Source organism: Sphaerospermopsis sp. FACHB-1094 (assembly GCF_014696195.1).
GTDB classification, from domain to species: domain Bacteria; phylum Cyanobacteriota; class Cyanobacteriia; order Cyanobacteriales; family Nostocaceae; genus Sphaerospermopsis; species Sphaerospermopsis kisseleviana.
This window is the reverse complement of record NZ_JACJPT010000111.1, coordinates 1-17125: the sequence shown is the minus strand read 5'-3', so window position 1 is coordinate 17125 and position 17125 is coordinate 1. Positions and strand designations below refer to the sequence as shown.

Sequence of the window (17125 nt, the reverse complement as noted above, 5' to 3'; positions counted from 1 at the left end):
CCAGTCCCCAGTCCCCAGTCCCCAGTCCCCAGTCCCCAGTCCCCAGTCCCCAGTCACCAGTCCCCAGTCCCCAGTCACCAGTCCCCAGTCCCCAGTCCCCAGTCCCCAGTCACCAGTCCCCATCAAGTGCTTTGAGTTGCAAGGGTAGAACGCGGATTGGTAAATCTCTCTTTCGTTAACTTAGGTTGTGCAGGTGGAACAGTAGCATTTAAAATTTCCATGTTAAATCTGTAGCCAACATTACGAATGGTTTGGATTAAACTGGGTTGACGCGGATCAAGTTCCACCTTTTTCCGCAATGATAAAACGTGAGTATCAATAGTCCGGGGATTATCAATAGCATCTGGCCAAGCACGACGCAGTAACTCTGACCTACTCAAAGGTACTCCACCCGCCTGGGCTAAAACATAAAGTAAACTAAATTCCTGGGGTGTTAAATCAATAAACTCCCCTTGAAAACGGACTCGGCGCTGTACTAAATCAATTTGTAAACTGCCATAATCCAAATAAGCTGGTGCAGTTGGTATGCGTTTACGGCGAATTAGTGCTTCTACCCGCGCCAAAAATTCCTGCATTCCAAAAGGTTTGCTTAAATAATCATCTGCTCCCGCTTTTAAACCGGCGACAATATCCGCTTCATTATTGCGAGCAGATAACATGAGAATTAAAGGCTGATCCTGACGATTTAACCAATGGCAAAATTCGATACCGTCACCATCTGATAAGTCCGCATCGAGAATAACCAGGGTTGGCTGATGACTTAAAAACACTTCCCTTGCTTGATAAATACTGGCGGCTTGATGTACTCTGTATTCCAGTTGTTGCAAGTGCCAACCCAGCAACGACCTCAGATGGGGATTCCCCTCAACAATTTCAATACAAACCGATCCCACAGTTGCAAGACCCCTTAGCGTCGATGATTTTCAAATTAACAATCTCAGGCTCAAGGTTTTGTAGTTTTTGTTACTTCAGTTGATATTATCTTTACATTTGCTCAAAGAAAACCTTACAAGAAATTTAGATAAATTTAATTTTGGACGTGGTTATAAAGATCCTGTTTGTGCTTATGTCTGAGAATTAACCAAAATTTCCTTTGCTTGACCATCCAACTTAAAAAGTATAGTAAACTGGAAAAACAAACCTGAAAAATCTATCTATTGAGTGAGAGGCTAAGTTACAAGGACAGTTTTAGATAACAATCCTACAATCAAATTTTGTAAATAGGATTTGTTCATGCTTACAGCTTTGGGGGGTCTGACCCAACGTCTAAATATTAACTTTGGGTTAATACTAAAGAAGGAAGTCATACTTCTCTTTCAAGCGTGAATCATATACAATTCTCATTTTTTAGAGATTAACACGGCAGTTATGCTCCAAGACACACAAACCATTCGCTATTACCAAAAACTGACTGACGCCTTCGTCGAGTTATGGAATCGCGGCTATCGTATGGATGATATGCGGATGTATTTGGATGGATTTTTAGCCGCACTGCGACAAAGTAACGCTATAGAACCCTATCTGATCCACCGTTTAGAGGAAGAAGCAAACCGTTACTTATACGATGGCTCAAACTTTGCAATGGTGCAACCAGAACCAGAGCGGCAGCACGGATATTACTAAACCACCCTAGAGGGTTTTTAGTTACTTATCTGCATTATCGTCGCTGATCATAGCATAATTTTTGCCTTGGTCAACTGTATCCGATGGTATGATATTTTTTGTCAATAGTTTATTTATTTTATTGAAAAAATTTATCCCCTTGGCATTATGCGGCTAAGGGGATTTTTGGTAAGAGGCAGGGGGTAGGGGATCACCTCACAGGGGTAGGTTTTTAATATTATCTGTTGAGGCAGGACCACCGAAGACAAGGAGGTATTGTAGACAAGGAAGATTTTATACGAGTTAATTTTTATAATTTTTTTTGTCAGAAAATTAAACAATCATAATTCTGAACTTCTGAACTCCTTAAAAAAATGGGCAATGAGTTAATCACCCATCACCCATTAATCAAACTACAATTTCTCTGCTGCCTCAGTAACAATTACGCTTGCTTGTGTACTCGCAACTTTTGCTGCTTGCAAAATCGGAGTATTCGCAACAGAATTATTAGCTAAAGTAAACAAAGGATTTGACAAAATACCGGATATAGTTGTAGCAATTAAAGTTACTATCAACCCAACTTGTAAAGGTCTAAAACCAGGTAAGTTCCAACGTACTTGAGGATAATTCTTCACTACGTCGGACATTTCTTGTGGTTCTTTGACTACCATCATTTTCACTACACGAATGTAGTAATAAATGGAAACAACGCTAGTCACTAAACCTAGCAATACTAACCAATAAAGGCCAGCTTGCCAACCTGCCCAAAATAGGTAAATCTTCCCAAAAAACCCTGCTAATGGGGGAATACCACCCAAGGATAAGAGAGAGATACTTAAACCTAGTGTAAGCAGTGGGTCTTTTTGATACAAACCAGAGTATTCAGCAATTTGATCTGTACCTGTCCGCAGGGAGAAGAGAATAACGCAGATAAAACCGCACAGGTTCATAAACAGGTAAACTAGCAAGTAAAAAATCATGCTGGAATAACCTGCATCTGTACCAGCGATTAAGCCAATCATCACAAAGCCAGCTTGGGCAATGGATGAATAAGCTAACATCCGTTTCATGCTGGTTTGAGCCAGGGCAACCACGTTACCCAAAATCATACTCAAGACTGCCAGGGCGGTGAAAACAAATCTCCACTCGTCTGCAACGACGGGGAAAACTACGGTTAACAAGCGGATAGCTAAAGCAAAACCGGCTGCTTTAGAACCGACGGATAGAAAAGCGATTACTGGGGTGGGAGCGCCTTCATAAACGTCTGGTGTCCACTGGTGGAAGGGTGCAGCGGAGATTTTAAAACCCACACCAGCAATAACGAAAACAAGAGCAATGACTAAACCTAGAGATTGACCTACATTTGCTGTAGCGATACCGTTAGCGATCGCACTCAGTTCCGTTTGTCCACCGGATAAACCATACAACAATGATACACCGTATAAAAATACGGCTGTGCTGGAAGCTCCAATTAACAGGTATTTCAGCGCCGCTTCATTAGAACGGGGGTCACGCTTGGTATAACCTGTTAACAAATAAGAGGAAATACTCAGGGTTTCTAGGGAGATGAAAATCATCACCAACTCACTAGCACCGGAGACAAACATTCCTCCCAAGGTAGCTGTTAATAAAATAGCGATAAATTCGGCTAGAGCAGTACCACTTTGCTCTACATAGCGAATAGACATCAAGACGGTGACAGCGGCAGATAGAGCAATGATACCGCGAAAGACAATACTCAAATCATCAGCGTTAAAGCCACCAGTAAAACCGATAGGATTGGTAGAATCCCATTGAAAGTATAGGGCGACAATCGCGGCGAATAAACCAGCGATCGCCAGATATCCGATCCAGCGAGAAGATGTGCGCCCCAAAATCAAATCCACAATCAAAACCCCCAAGAGGGTGAGAATCACAATTCCCTCTGGTAAAATAGTTCCCGCATTCAACTGGGATGCAATATTAGCAAAATCCATGAGATGTATAGGTTTTGGTGATTAGAGATTAAGGCTAACTGAGTTCATTCTATCTATAGTTCTTCACCAAAATTGCATTTATCAATTGATAATTGACAATTGACAATTGACAATTGTTTTATTCCAGGTTTAAAACCTCTCCCCTTACCCGGTAAAAAAAGAAAAAAATGTCAGTCCTAACCAATAAAAACAAACAGTCCAGTAATCTACTGAACTGCCAAAATTGTGATAAATATATAACAGTTAACAGTTAACAGTTAACAGTTAACAGTTAACAGTTAGCTGTTAATAGCTTTGTGAGTAGCCACCGCTATTTTTGCCCCAATTACCACCACTACGACCACCTTTCTGCTCTTTTGGTCGAGCCTTATTAACTTTCATTACACGCCCCATCCATTCAGCACCGTCTAAAGCTTGAATAGCTGCTTCTTCCTCAGCAGCGGTTTCCATTTCTACAAAACCAAAGCCTCGTACACGGCCAGTTTCCCGATCTGTGGGTAACTGAACTCGTTTAACAGTACCGTAGTCAGCAAATACTTTACTTAGGTCTTCTTGTGTGACCTTGTAGGATAGGTTCCCTACGTAGATTGACATGAAACTCTCCAGAATCCATTGATGCAGAGATGTCTATCCGTCGAGCCGCTTGAACTTGAAATTATTGCTAACCACAAGCACCGTATCGTCGAATTTATTTCTCTAATTCTCCCCTATGCTAACATATTTGCCAGATAGGCAAGGCTTAATCTGGCTATTATGGTTATTTATGATGAAATATGGTAAATATCACAAGCACTTATGATAATCAATAAAGTTTGTAACAGACTGGGGTGAATTGATGGTACTGATTCGCCAATTATGCCTCAGATAAGTTAAAGATGGAAATACCAGGTAATTGATTTTTGGCAGTTGCTTGTTTAAATCTCCAAAGCAGCACTGCACCTGAAGTTGAGAGCAATTTTCCCCTTTTGGGGCAATTTGTGTCAGGATGAAATCACTGCTTAGGCGTGATATTTGATCTTGACATCTCGCCAAAATTATCTCAACTTGACTGTTTAGCTTCACAGCTATTCTTTTTTTTTGAAATTTCCATGTCAACTCTCGTCATCGTCGAATCTCCAACCAAAGCTCGCACCATTCGCAACTACCTGCCAAAAGACTATCAGGTAGAAGCTTCAATGGGTCACGTCCGTGACCTACCCCAGTCAGCTAGTGAAATTCCTGCTGCTGTCAAAGGGGAAAAATGGGCGCAGCTTGGGGTAAATATAGAAGCCGACTTTGAACCGGTGTATGTTGTCCCCAAAGATAAAAAGAAAGTTGTCACCCAATTAAAAGATGCCCTAAAAAATGCCGATGAATTAATATTGGCAACTGACGAAGACCGGGAAGGCGAAAGCATCAGTTGGCACTTATACCAATTGCTGAAACCCAAAGTGCCGACAAAGCGCATGGTGTTTCATGAAATTACCCAGGACGCGATTAAAAAAGCTTTAAAACAATGCCGCGAAATTGATGAACAAGTAGTTCGCGCCCAAGAAACCAGACGCATTTTAGATCGACTGGTCGGATATACCCTATCACCTTTGCTGTGGAAAAAAATCGCCTGGGGACTTTCTGCGGGTCGAGTGCAGTCTGTGGCTGTGCGGTTGTTGGTAAATAAGGAACGTCAACGCCGAGCTTTTCATGAAGGTACATATTGGGATTTAAAAGCCAGTCTCTTACATGAAAAAACATCATTTAGCGCCCAATTAATTACCCTGGGAGGCACGAAAATTGCCACAGGTAGCGATTTTGACCCTGCAACCGGACAAATAGCTGCTGGACGCAATGTGGTGCTATTAAATGAGGAACAAGCTTTAGCACTTCAGGAGCGTTTGCAGGACAAAACCTGGACTGTGGCCGATATGGAAGAACGTCCAGTCACTCGTAAACCCGCACCACCCTTTACCACTTCGACGCTGCAACAAGAATCTAACCGTAAACTGCGTCTTTCCGCACGGGATACAATGCGAATTGCTCAAAATTTGTACGAGCAAGGGTATATTACCTATATGCGGACTGATTCGGTGCATTTGTCAGATCAGGCGATCGCCGCTGCTCGCAGTTGTGTAGAACAAAAGTACGGTAAAGAATATCTCAGCCCCCAACCCCGACAATACACTACCAAATCCAAAGGCGCACAAGAAGCACACGAAGCCATCCGCCCTGCTGGTAGCACTTTCCGCACTCCCCAAGAAACTGGTTTAAGCGGACGAGAATTTGCAGTTTATGATTTAATTTGGAAGCGTACCGTTGCTTCACAAATGGCTGATTCTCGCCAAACTCAAATTACTGTACAATTGCAAGTTGAAGATGCGGGTTTTCGTTCCTCTGGTAAGCGGATAGATTTTCCTGGTTATCTTCGCGCCTACGTCGAAGGGTCCGATGATCCAGAAGCAGCATTAGAAGACCAAGAGGTAATTTTACCAGCCCTGAAAGTTGGCGATCATCCTACCTGTGCAGAACTAGAAGCAATAGGACATGAAACCCAACCCCCCGCTAGATATACTGAAGCAAGTTTGGTGAAAACCTTAGAAAGTGAAGGTATTGGTCGTCCTAGTACCTACGCCAGCATTATTGGTACAATCATCGACAAAGGTTATGCTCAGTTGGTGAATAATGCTTTAATTCCTACTTTTACCGCCTTTGCTGTCACCGACTTACTAGAAAAACATTTCCCCGATATTGTTGACCCCAGCTTCACCTCGAAAATGGAGCAAACCCTGGATGATATTGCTACAGGTGAAGCTCAATGGCTACCCTATCTCCAGAAATTTTATCTCGGAGAACAAGGTTTAGAAACCTTGGTGAAAGAACAGGAAAATCAAATTGATCCCACTAAAGCCAAAACAGTAGAATTAGAAAACTTAAATGCTAAAGTCCGCATTGGTAAATTTGGTCCTTACATTGAAGTAGATAATGGTGATGGAGTGGTGACAGCTTCCATTCCTAAAGACCTCACACCCGCTGATTTAGATCCCAAACAGGTAGAAGTCCTGCTCAGACAAAAAACAGTAGGACCTGATCAAGTGGGACGACATCCCGAAACAGGTGAACCAATTTATGTGAAGATTGGCACTTATGGACCTTATGTACAGTTGGGTGACAAAACCGAGGAAAACCCCAAACCTAAACAAGCTTCCCTTCCCAAAGGAGTCACACCAGAAAATCTGACTTTAGAGATGGCTGTGGGTTTGTTGGCACTCCCCCGACTCTTGGGCGAACATCCACAAACAGGGGCAAAAATTAAAGCTAGTTTAGGAAGATTTGGACCTTATGTAGTTCATGATCAGGGTAAAGAAGGTAAAGATTACCGTTCTTTAAAAGCAACTGATGATGTATTGACAATTTCCCTGGAACGTGCATTAGAGTTATTCGCAGAACCAAAAAAGGGGCGCAGTTCTAGCAGCAGTAAATCTAAAGCCGCTTTAAGAGAATTGGGTACACATCCCGATGATGATGCACCTGTAAATATTTACGAAGGTCCCTATGGTCATTATATTAAGCACGGCAAAACTAATGTAGGTCTACCGGAAGGTAAGACAGTAGAAAATATTACCCTGTCAGAAGCATTAGAATTGTTGCAAGCTAAAGCATCTACTAAATCTACACGCAAAACCAGTAAAACAACTACTGCTAAAACTAAATCATCTACTACTAAATCATCTACCAGTAGCAGCAAGAAAAAACAAGCATCAAATTAGAGACTAAAGGGATGGGAAATTACGAAATTTTACCTCTTACCCATTCCCTGATCATTGTGATAATCTAATAAGTAAGGAAGGACACAAAACCAAATTTTCACTTGGTTTAAGTCTGGAAACACAGGAATCTATCAACTTGATAAGAAACGAAAAAAGCTACAAATAGCCAGTTTCTATGATCCTGTTAGTTAAATTTGAGGTAGTATCTCAGGAGCGTTCAGTTAAATGGACTATATAGACAAGGTACTGGAAAAGCTGAAAGAATTAGCGCGGAAGCTAGTTGAAGCGTTACTAGGTCCCGAAGCTGAACCCGAACCGGAACTAATTCCGATTCCTGTGAATGAACGCTCCCGTCGTCGCTAATGACCTGAAGATATTGGAGTGAACTTTGCTGCCTTTAAGTATTTTAGTGCTGCATGGACCTAACCTCAATTTGTTGGGACAGCGAGAACCGGGTATTTACGGTTCTCTCACCCTAGAGGAAATTAACCGCCTATTAGCAGCAGAAGCCCAGAAATTAACGGCGAAAGTTACGCCTTTGCAGTCAAATCATGAAGGTGTTTTGATAGATACAATTCACGGGGCATTAGGACAACACGAGGGAATTATAATTAATGCCGGGGCATATACCCATACCAGTGTAGCTTTACGAGATGCGATCGCTGCTGTAAATTTACCCACAGTAGAGGTACATCTAAGCAACATTTACCGCCGAGAGGATTTTCGTCATCATTCTTATATTGCCCCAGTGGTAATAGGCCAAATTAGTGGCTTTGGTGTCCAAAGTTATTTGTTGGGTTTACAGGCATTGGTGAATCATTTAAGACTGAAAAATTAACAGGAGTCAGCAGCGGAATTTCTGTTTTTATCTTCCCAATCACCAATCACCAGTCACCAGTCACCAATTATGCGTTATTCTCTCGTAAATCGGGTTAGAGGTATTTTCCTGGGAGCATTGTTAGGAGAAATTTTAGCTACTCAGAATGTTAGTGATTTAGGGGAAATTGCGGTTCTGGGTAGTAAAAGTTTAATTAAATTAGGTAAATTAGATGCAGAAGACTGGTTAAAGTGTTACAAACAAGCATCCTTGGATGTAGGAAATACTGATTATGCTTGGGGAAAAATAATTTTAGCCACCTTGCCAGTAGCAATTTTTTTTCACGAAGATACTGTTAAACTTAAATATAACCTGCTGCAATTATTACAAATTTGGGATGCTAACCCAGTAGTGAGAGATGCAGCTTTAGTTTTAGGATATGCGATCGCTAAATCTCTGACAGAAAAACTTGATCCTTCCACGCTCATTCCCGAAACGATGGATTTTTTGGGAGAAAGCAAAACACTAGTACCACAAAATTTATTAAAAGTCAATACTTTATTAGAGCAAGGGGCAGGATTAGCACAAGCGCAAACTGAATTTAGTAAGCAAGACAAATTCAGTAACAATATTGCCTTAACCTTTTACTGCTTTTTGAGTACCTTAGAAGATTTCCGATTGACAGTTTTGCGAGCTAAGAGCAATTTAAGAGAGCAAAACTCTTGGTGTTGTGCTTTGGCAGGAGCTTTATCAGGGGCATATAACAGCATAGAGGGGATTCCTGTTAATTGGCAAGTTGTATTATCAGCCTTTAATCAGCCAGTATGGGGCATGAGTAGCTGTTATGTGATGTTAGAATTAGCTGATACTCTTGTAGCAGTCTGGTCAGGTGTGTATAATATTAGTCCAAATATCCAGGAGTTGACAAAAGAAGGATGTAAGATAAATTGGGAATTGGTTCCACTTTCCGTTTTTGCAGCACCTCGTGTAATTCGCCCGCGTTGAAAAATCAAAAGTAAAAGGTGTCAAAAAATCACTCACAATGAAAACGCAGCGATTTTTGCAGTCCTTGGCCAAGCAATTGAGACAATGGCGGCGACAGTACAAAGTGTTACGCCGGAAAAGAAAGTGGCTTGGTTCGGTGAGCAGTTGCCAAAATCAAAGCCGTCATCAAAAACTTTTCAGGACTATTATCAAAAATCTACTGCTGTATTTATTACCTACCAGTGAGGAAGGTGGACATCTACAAGGTAGAAAAGCTCCTCAATCAACACCAAAATCCTGGAAACGTAATCATGGTATTTATGCCGTTGTTTTCAACTGGGTACATCAACAGCGTTATACGGTGATTTTATTCATTGCTGTGGTATCTTTAACAGGTGTTATAGGTCATGAATTATACAACCAGCCCCAGATGAAAATCGGGACTTTTGCCCCACAAACATTTATTGCTCCCTATTCTGCCAGTATTGAAGACCGAGAACAAACAGAAGCAGAACGCAAAGCAGCACAGGAAAAATCTCACCCTGTATTGATGATCAATACCCAGAAAAATGAGCAAATTAAAGAAAATTTGCGCCAACTGCTGGAAGATGGCGATGAAGTTCGTGATATCACTGAACCTTTTCCTTTTTTCGATGTTTCTATCTTGCCTATTCCCACCCAGCAATATCTTCGTTCTTGTTTAGAATCGGAATGGGAACAGCTAAAACAAGCTTTAGAAAATCATCAAAAAGAAAATAAGTCAATGCCTAAGTTCAGGACAGCAGACAGACATCAATTTTCTCGGTCTGTGCCTAGTCCTGGATCAACATTATCAACAAATGCAACTACTAAGGAAAGCAAAACTAGCAAAAATAATTTTGACCAGACACTAGCAGAACTAAAAGCTTACAGTGTCACTAACTCAGAAAAAAATCTATCTTTACTGGTTGCCCAAATATCTCAAGTGAGAGAAAAATATGGTCAAGCTATTGCCAAACTGTTACAGATGGAGGCGGAACGAAAAAAACCAGTATATGGGCAAACTGGGTTTTTGGATCTGTCAGATGACGACTGGAAAATAGCAAAAACGGGAATCAAACAAAGTGCAGAAAGGATACTTGCTCAAGGCATAGCTCCAGGATTACCCCCTAGTATCTTACAGGATGCAGTGAGTCTACAAGTACAAATTTCTGTACCAGGTGAAGCGGAATCCTTAGCCACTAAAGTATTGTTGGTTGTATTACGACCAAATCTGCAAACAGATGCAGAAAAAACCCAACAACAGGCACAACTGGCCGCAGAGCAAGTTCCATCTGTGATCAAAAAGGTGAGACGAGGAGAAGTGATTGTCAAGAAAGGTGAAAAGATTACACAATGGACATTTGATGTCCTGGATTATTATCACTTGAATCGCCGAGAGGTGAATTGGCTGGGTTTGATGGGTTTAGCCAGTTTGGTGAGTGCGGCTATAGGTGTTTTTGTTTGGGCAGAAAGGCGGATTGGTAGTCATTTGCGAGCCAGCGATCGCCTGTTGATATTATTACTAACTTTGAGTATTCCTAGTGTCTTGGCAATTGGTGTGCCTTATGCTACCTGGATCGCCATTGGTTTATTGTTAGGAAGCTTTTACGGCGCTGCTTTGGGAGTGACAGTTGTGGGCTTATTGTCGCTAATATTACCAATCAGCATAGAAATTAGTAAGATTGGTCTGGTAGCTGGTGCTTCTGGCGGAATTTTAAGTAGTTATTTAGCTCAAAGGTTCAAATCCCGCGAAGAATTGGCATTATTAGGTATTGTTATTGCTTTAACTCAAGGTAGTATTTATTTAATCCTGAATTTACTGGCTGGTGCTGCATTCGTTTCTGCTTGGTATATGGTTCTGCAAGATGCGCTGTTATTTGGTTTATCTGGTTTGGCTTGGAGTATTATCGCCTTGGGTTTAAGTCCGTATTTAGAAAAGTTGTTTGATTTAATTACACCCATCCGCTTGGCAGAACTAGCTAACCCTAACCGTCCTTTGTTAAAGCGCCTGGCTACGGAAACTCCGGGAACTTTCCAACATACTTTATTTGTGGCCACTTTGGCGGAAACTGCGGCAAAAAAACTACGCTGTAATGTTGAATTGGTTAGGGCTGGTACATTATACCATGATATTGGCAAAATGCACGACCCTTTAGGATTTATTGAAAATCAAATGGGTGGACCAAATAAACATGAGACAGAAATTAAAGATCCTTGGAAAAGTGCAGCAATTATTAAAAAGCACGTAACTGAGGGTTTAATGATGGCGAAAAAGCATAGTTTACCGACTGCGATTCAAGCTTTTATTCCTGAACATCAAGGAACAATGGCGATCGCCTATTTTTATCACCAAGCCCAACAAATTGCTAAAGATAACCCTAGCATTATAGTAGATAAAGCTGATTTTTGCTATGATGGACCAATTCCTCAATCTAGAGAAACAGGAATTGTCATGTTAGCGGATTCCTGTGAAGCAGCGTTGCGAAGTTTGAAAGATGCCACAGCAGAACAAGCATTAAATATGTTGAATAATATTATTCGTGGTAAATGGCAAGAAGGGCAATTAGTAGATTCTGGTTTGACTAGAGAGGAAATGTCAAAGATTGCTTTAATCTTTGTGGAAGTTTGGCAACAATTTCATCATAAACGGATTGCATATCCTAAGTCAAAAGCTAGTAATGATAATTGATAATTGATAATTGATAATTGATAATTGATAATTGGTAATAATAATCTATCAAAAGAAAGACATAAAAAATAAAAAAAATAGATAATTTCTTATCAAAAGAAAGATGCAGAAATAATGCGTCAGAGGTTGAAATAAAGATATAGCCGTTGACAGGATGGTTAGGACATCAATTGATAATGATGATAATGAAACTCCCACTACAAGAGGGCAACCACAGGGGGTTTGCCCCTACTGACTGACTCCTGCTATACATTCTCAAAACCTACTTATTGACGTGGAATGAATAATAATATGGCATTTTTATCTATTGATGAACTCAAAATATTAGTAGAAAATCCCCAATCTCCATCTGTATCTATATATATGCCTACGCAAAAAGCAGGGGCAGAAATTCGCCAAAATCCTATTCGCTTCAAAAATTTAATGCGGTCAGCAGAAGAACATTTAGAAGCAATGGGTATCAGACATACCGAAGTTCTTGATTTTCTGCAACCTGCTAGAGAATTAGATAGGGGTGATTTTTGGGAACACCAAAATCAAGGATTAGTAATTTTTATTTCCCAAAATTTCTTGCGCTACTATTGTTTACCAATTGAATTTCCAGAATTAGTTGTAGTTGATGAACAATTTCACCTCAAGCCATTACTGCATTTTATTAACAATGATGGAAAATTTTATGTTTTGGCTTTGAGTCAAAAAGATGTAAAATTGTTTGCAGGTACAGGGCATAGTTTGAAAGAAGTGGAAGTAGAAAATATGCCACATCGTCTAGAAGAAACTCTTCTAGAAGACGAGTTACAAAAAGGTGTTCAGCACAGAATTGGTACACCCAGAGGAAGAACTTCTGCTGCTCAACATCCAGGTTCATTTCATGGACAAGGTAGCCCTGATCGAGAGAAACATGAAGATGATATTTTACAATTTTTTTACGCTGTTGATGAAGCATTACATGAAAAATTAAGGGATGAAAAAGCGCCCTTAGTGTTAGCAGGAGTAGAATATTTATTCCCGATTTACCAAGCTGCAAATACCTATCCCTATTTCTTAGACGAAAGCATTAATGGCAATCCAGAACTTCTCAATTTACAACAATTACATGATGAAGCTTGGCGAATTGTTGCACCTTCATTTCAACAAAATAAAAAAGCAGCAATAGAACTTTATGAACAATTAGCTGGTGAAGAAACAGGAAAAGCTGTTAGTGATATTAAAGAAATTATTCCGGCGGCTTTTTATCACCGAGTTGATTCTTTATTAGTATCTATAGATGAGCAGAAATGGGGAAAATTTGATCCTGAAAATACGACTGTGGATTTGCACACCGAGCCAGAACCAGATGATCAAGATATGTTAGATTTTGCGGCTGTGCATACACTATTAAATGGTGGCAAAGTTTATACTCTTGAATCAGAAGAAATGCCAAATGGGGCAAAAGTGGCGGCAATTTTGAGATATTAAAGTGTAAGCATTCAGCCGTCAGCAAGAAAGAAAAAAACCATCAAAAACCATCAATTGTCCATTGATAAATTGCTGTCATTAACACTGGTGTAATTTGACAAACCTCATACCCAATACCCAGATCCCCGACTTCTTAAAGAAGTCAGGGATCTATATTGTTTATCGGTACAAATACAGGTAATCTAAGAAAGGTTGAATTTACCTTGATAGCTATCCTATGACAGCAAAATCTCCTCGCACGGGCAAAATAACCGCAGCCACACATAAAACTCTCTGAAACTCTCTTTCCTTTGTGTACTTTGCGTTCTTTGCGGTTCAATCATAGAGCAATTTCCGGTGTAATGAGGTACACTATGGGCGGGCAAGACTTGTACTGAGCGGTTAGTGAGCTTGTACTGAGCGACCTGTACTGAGCCTGTACTGAGCCTGTCCTGAGCCTGTCCTGAGCCTGTCCTGAGCCTGTCCTGAGCCTGTCCTGAGTCTGTCCTGAGCCTGTCCTGAGCGGTGTCGAAGGGCGGTGTCGAAGGGCGGTGTCGAAGGGCGGTGTCGAAGGGCGAAGTCGAAGTGCGGAGTCGAAGGGCGGTGTCGAAGGGCGCAGTCGAATTATGTCGAAGTATGCCCACTCCACAAAAGTTTTATTATTATAATTTGTACCTCATAGCAATGAAATCTGCTGTATCAAGCAATAGGATAATTTTCTATTTTGATATAAAAATCAACTTACACATTTCGGATAATCCCGATAATTACCATGATGAACGAATATTCAATTAGTGAACTTGTCAAACAACAACGTACCTATTTTGCTACAAATCAAACTCAAGAAATTGATTTTCGTCGGCAACAACTTGTCATCCTCAAACAATTAATTATTGCTCATGAACCAGCAATTATTCAAGCATTACAAGCAGATTTACATAAACCAGAATTAGAAGCTATTACTTCAGAAATTATTTTAACAACTAAAGAAATTGAATTTGCTATCAAGAACCTGAAAAAATGGACTAAACCCAAAAAAGTAGGAGTTCCTTGGCAACTATTACCAGCTTCAGCCAAAATTCAACCAGAACCCCTGGGAATAGTGTTAATTATTGGTGCTTGGAATTATCCATTTCAGTTAGTAATTGTACCTTTAATTGGTGCGATCGCAGCGGGAAATTGTGCCATTCTCAAACCTTCAGAAATTGCCACCCATACCTCTAAACTCATAGCTGAACTGATTCCTAAATATTTTCCTGAAGAATATATTGCTGTAGTGGAAGGAGGTATAGAAACCAGTCAAAAACTACTCACAGAAAAATTCGACCATATCTTTTTTACAGGTAGCACTCATGTAGGTAAAATAATCATGGCTGCTGCTGCCAAAAATCTCACACCCGTAACATTAGAATTAGGTGGAAAAAACCCCTGTATTGTTGATATTGATATTCATTTAGAACATACAGCTAGAAGAATTATTTGGGGTAAATTTATCAATGCTGGACAAACTTGTATTGCTCCAAATTATATCTTAGTCGATAAAAAAATCAAAGATAAATTATTAGTTAATTTAGAAAAATACCTCAAAGAATTTTATGGTGAGCATCCAGAAACCAGCCCAGATTATGCTAGAATAATCAATCAAAATAACTTTGCGAGATTGGTTAATTTATTGCAAAATTTATTGCAAGATGGTGAAATTATCATTGGTGGAGAAACCAAAGCAAGTGAATTATATATTGCTCCCACAATTATTAATAATGTTTCCTTTACAGATCCGATCATGCAGGAAGAAATTTTTGGTCCCATCCTGCCAATAATTGAATATACAGACATTGAAGAAGCTATCACTTGGATTAATTCTCAACCAAAACCCTTAACTTTATACTTATTTTCTCAAAACAAAAACCTACAACAGAAAATTTTACAAACAACATCCTCTGGTGCAGTTTGTCTGAATGAAACAGTCATTCATTTTACTGTACCATCTTTACCATTTGGTGGTGTAGGTAATAGTGGGATTGGTAGTTATCATGGTAAAGCTAGTTTTGATACTTTTTCCCATTACAAAAGTGTTCTCAAAAATCCCTTTTGGTTAGACATAAAATTAAGATATCCTCCCTACAAAGGCAAATTGTCAATATTAAAGCAACTTCTTAAATTCTGAACTATAGCAGGAGTCAGAAGAATTTTAGATTTTATATTTTAGATTTTAGATTGGATTCATGAAATACAATCCAAAATCCAAAATCCAAAATCCAAAATTGTATCCCCAGTCACCAGTCACCCCTAATTAGGGTTTGCTGAATAAACCTAAAACCTTGATATATCAAAGGTTAGAGGCTGATAAACACAGAAATTAGTGCAAGGGTTTTGAAGGGTATACCGGAAAAAGTGTGCATTTTTTGGGATTTCAAGAGATGGCAAAGAAATTTTCAAATCTCCTCCTGACTCCTGACTCCTGACTCCTGACTCCTATGCCATCACGGAAAGACTTTCTCAGCAACCCCTAATTACTATACCTTTCTTGCTCCCAAGGTTCACCCCGACGGTGATAACCGTTTTGTTCCCAAAAACCTAATTCTTCCTGTTCTAAAAACTCTAAACCATTGATCCACTTTGCACTTTTCCAAGCATAAAGATGGGGAACAACTAGCCGCATCGGTCCACCATGTTCTGCGGGTAATGGTTCATCAAATAATTTAATAGCAAAGAAATTTTCTTCTCTGACAAAATCTTGAATACTAATATTTGTGGTGTAACCACCATAGCAATGTTCCATAATATGAGCAGCTTTGGGATCTACTTCCAGCAAACTCATAAAATCTGTCACCTTAATCCCAGTCCATTTAACATCAAGTTTTGTCCAATGGGTGACACAATGAAAATCGGCTGTAAATTCATATTGGGGTAATGCTAGAAAATCTGACCATTTAAACACAGTCGGTTTTACCAAACCCCAAACGCGAAACTCCCATTCCTCAATACTGACTTGGGGAGTTGCACCATAAGTTAAAACCGGAAAACCTTTAGCTAAATGTTGGCCAGGAGGAACTTTTGCACTTTCTTCTGGACTTGGTTTCTGAAAAAATTTCATTAGACATCTCCAGAAAAGAAATTATAGAACCTATTTATGGGGGCAGGTCGAAGCTTATGGGATATTTAGATGTCTGATTTTTCCGTTAAATTATCGCCCATAAGCTTCGCCCCTACAACTTATGACAAATTAATACATTCTATTTTAGAGAGGTCTATTATATTGCCTCCTGGAAACATCCGCTATTAACGCGCAGCGTCTAGCGGGTAGTAGTTGATGTTATCAGCAAAGCAAAGAAAAAGCACTCCCATAACTGCGCGGTTAGTGCTTTTCCTGAGCAAGAGATGATTACTCTTCTTCTTCTTCTTCAGCAGTGGGATAGACGAACTTAGAACGTCCAGACAAAATTGATTTGCCCAAAGAAAGAGCTTTTTGAGCTTCCACAACAGCCTTATGTCTCCAGGTAGCGCGGCGCTTGTCTCGTTTAGATTTGGATGTTTTCTTCTTAGGAACAGCCATGATAGCGGATATCGTGATTCTTGACAACCTTTTTATTCTAAGCGATCAATTGACAATTTTCGCCTTTCTCAAAAACAAAGGGAATTGGTGATTGGTGACTGGTGATTGGTGACTGGTGATTGGTGACTGGGGACTGGGGACTGGGGACTGGGGACTGGTGACTGGTGACTGGGTTATTAACCTCCTTTTTCTCCCCTGCCCCCTTACAAGGGTAGGTTTTTTACATTGTCGTGAGGGCAAGACTTGGGGGACAAGGAAGGACAGTGGACAAGGGAGGAAAACAGTACAAAATCATCTTCTCTT

14 protein-coding genes are annotated in these 17125 nt (G+C 40.1%); 8 read left to right on the top strand and 6 right to left on the bottom strand.

Annotated features, from left to right (window positions below; all coding sequences use genetic code 11):
* Positions 1-122: 122 nt before the first annotated feature.
* Positions 123-893: a response regulator transcription factor gene (locus H6F47_RS22735; RefSeq protein WP_096570114.1), complete on the bottom strand. Its 771-nt coding sequence runs from the start codon at positions 891-893 to the stop codon at positions 123-125.
* Positions 894-1368: 475 nt separating this feature from the next.
* Here H6F47_RS22735 and H6F47_RS22730 point away from each other — a divergent pair, with 475 nt between their 5' ends.
* Positions 1369-1623, top strand: coding sequence for a DUF6761 family protein (locus H6F47_RS22730; RefSeq protein WP_096570112.1), 255 nt, complete (start codon positions 1369-1371; stop codon positions 1621-1623).
* Between the two features lie 392 nt (positions 1624-2015).
* Here H6F47_RS22730 and H6F47_RS22725 read toward each other — a convergent pair whose 3' ends face one another.
* Both H6F47_RS22725 and H6F47_RS22720 read right to left on the bottom strand, forming a co-directional pair.
* Entirely contained in the window at positions 2016-3578 is a 1563-nt protein-coding gene (locus H6F47_RS22725; protein ID WP_137667545.1) for an NAD(P)H-quinone oxidoreductase subunit N, read from the bottom strand.
* 285 nt (positions 3579-3863) lie between these two features.
* Entirely contained in the window at positions 3864-4172 is a 309-nt protein-coding gene (locus tag H6F47_RS22720; protein ID WP_137667544.1) for an RNA-binding protein, read from the bottom strand.
* A gap of 494 nt (positions 4173-4666) precedes the next feature.
* Here H6F47_RS22720 and topA point away from each other — a divergent pair, with 494 nt between their 5' ends.
* From topA to H6F47_RS22685, 7 genes are all read left to right on the top strand, one after another.
* Positions 4667-7318 (top strand): type I DNA topoisomerase, encoded by a 2652-nt coding sequence (gene topA / locus H6F47_RS22715; protein ID WP_137667543.1) that lies wholly within the window; start codon positions 4667-4669, stop codon positions 7316-7318.
* Positions 7319-7543: 225 nt separating this feature from the next.
* A complete protein-coding gene (locus tag H6F47_RS22710; RefSeq protein ID WP_187040763.1) occupies positions 7544-7681 on the top strand; it encodes a hypothetical protein in 138 nt (45 codons plus the stop codon).
* A gap of 25 nt (positions 7682-7706) precedes the next feature.
* Positions 7707-8156: a type II 3-dehydroquinate dehydratase gene (gene aroQ / locus H6F47_RS22705; protein WP_096570104.1), complete on the top strand. Its 450-nt coding sequence runs from the start codon at positions 7707-7709 to the stop codon at positions 8154-8156.
* 69 nt (positions 8157-8225) lie between these two features.
* A complete protein-coding gene (locus H6F47_RS22700) occupies positions 8226-9140 on the top strand; it encodes an ADP-ribosylglycohydrolase family protein (RefSeq protein WP_190651139.1) in 915 nt (304 codons plus the stop codon).
* 37 nt (positions 9141-9177) lie between these two features.
* Positions 9178-11829 (top strand): HD family phosphohydrolase, encoded by a 2652-nt coding sequence (locus H6F47_RS22695; protein ID WP_190348177.1) that lies wholly within the window; start codon positions 9178-9180, stop codon positions 11827-11829.
* A 291-nt stretch (positions 11830-12120) separates the two neighbouring features.
* Positions 12121-13287 carry a hypothetical protein gene (locus H6F47_RS22690; protein ID WP_190348178.1) on the top strand — a complete coding sequence of 389 codons (1167 nt, stop codon included), beginning with the start codon at positions 12121-12123 and terminating at the stop codon, positions 13285-13287.
* 751 nt (positions 13288-14038) lie between these two features.
* Positions 14039-15433, top strand: coding sequence for an aldehyde dehydrogenase (locus tag H6F47_RS22685; protein WP_190651137.1), 1395 nt, complete (start codon positions 14039-14041; stop codon positions 15431-15433).
* Between the two features lie 342 nt (positions 15434-15775).
* Here the strand turns inward: H6F47_RS22685 and H6F47_RS22680 are convergent, their stop codons facing one another.
* The 3 genes from H6F47_RS22680 to H6F47_RS22670 all read right to left on the bottom strand — a co-directional run bounded on the left by H6F47_RS22680 (position 15776) and on the right by H6F47_RS22670 (position 17062).
* Positions 15776-16363: a sulfite oxidase-like oxidoreductase gene (locus H6F47_RS22680; protein WP_137667539.1), complete on the bottom strand. Its 588-nt coding sequence runs from the start codon at positions 16361-16363 to the stop codon at positions 15776-15778.
* A gap of 288 nt (positions 16364-16651) precedes the next feature.
* Positions 16652-16822, bottom strand: a complete 171-nt coding sequence (gene rpmF, locus H6F47_RS22675; RefSeq protein WP_096570094.1) for a 50S ribosomal protein L32 — start codon at positions 16820-16822, stop codon at positions 16652-16654.
* A 45-nt stretch (positions 16823-16867) separates the two neighbouring features.
* Positions 16868-17062, bottom strand: coding sequence for a hypothetical protein (locus H6F47_RS22670; RefSeq protein ID WP_190651141.1), 195 nt, complete (start codon positions 17060-17062; stop codon positions 16868-16870).
* Positions 17063-17125 lie beyond the last annotated feature (63 nt).

Bases quoted from the DNA above. Each gene is read 5' to 3' on its own strand.
- H6F47_RS22680 (WP_137667539.1), bottom strand. From the start codon at position 16,363: ATGAAATTTTTTCAGAAACCAAGTCCAGAAGAAAGTGCAAAAGTTCCT.
- H6F47_RS22700 (WP_190651139.1), top strand. From the start codon at position 8,226: ATGCGTTATTCTCTCGTAAATCGGGTTAGAGGTATTTTCCTGGGAGCA.
- H6F47_RS22725 (WP_137667545.1), bottom strand. From the start codon at position 3,578: ATGGATTTTGCTAATATTGCATCCCAGTTGAATGCGGGAACTATTTTA.
- H6F47_RS22695 (WP_190348177.1), top strand. From the start codon at position 9,178: ATGAAAACGCAGCGATTTTTGCAGTCCTTGGCCAAGCAATTGAGACAA.
- H6F47_RS22710 (WP_187040763.1), top strand. From the start codon at position 7,544: ATGGACTATATAGACAAGGTACTGGAAAAGCTGAAAGAATTAGCGCGG.
- H6F47_RS22690 (WP_190348178.1), top strand. From the start codon at position 12,121: ATGGCATTTTTATCTATTGATGAACTCAAAATATTAGTAGAAAATCCC.
- topA (WP_137667543.1), top strand. From the start codon at position 4,667: ATGTCAACTCTCGTCATCGTCGAATCTCCAACCAAAGCTCGCACCATT.
- H6F47_RS22685 (WP_190651137.1), top strand. From the start codon at position 14,039: ATGATGAACGAATATTCAATTAGTGAACTTGTCAAACAACAACGTACC.
- rpmF (WP_096570094.1), bottom strand. From the start codon at position 16,822: ATGGCTGTTCCTAAGAAGAAAACATCCAAATCTAAACGAGACAAGCGC.
- H6F47_RS22730 (WP_096570112.1), top strand. From the start codon at position 1,369: ATGCTCCAAGACACACAAACCATTCGCTATTACCAAAAACTGACTGAC.
- H6F47_RS22720 (WP_137667544.1), bottom strand. From the start codon at position 4,172: ATGTCAATCTACGTAGGGAACCTATCCTACAAGGTCACACAAGAAGAC.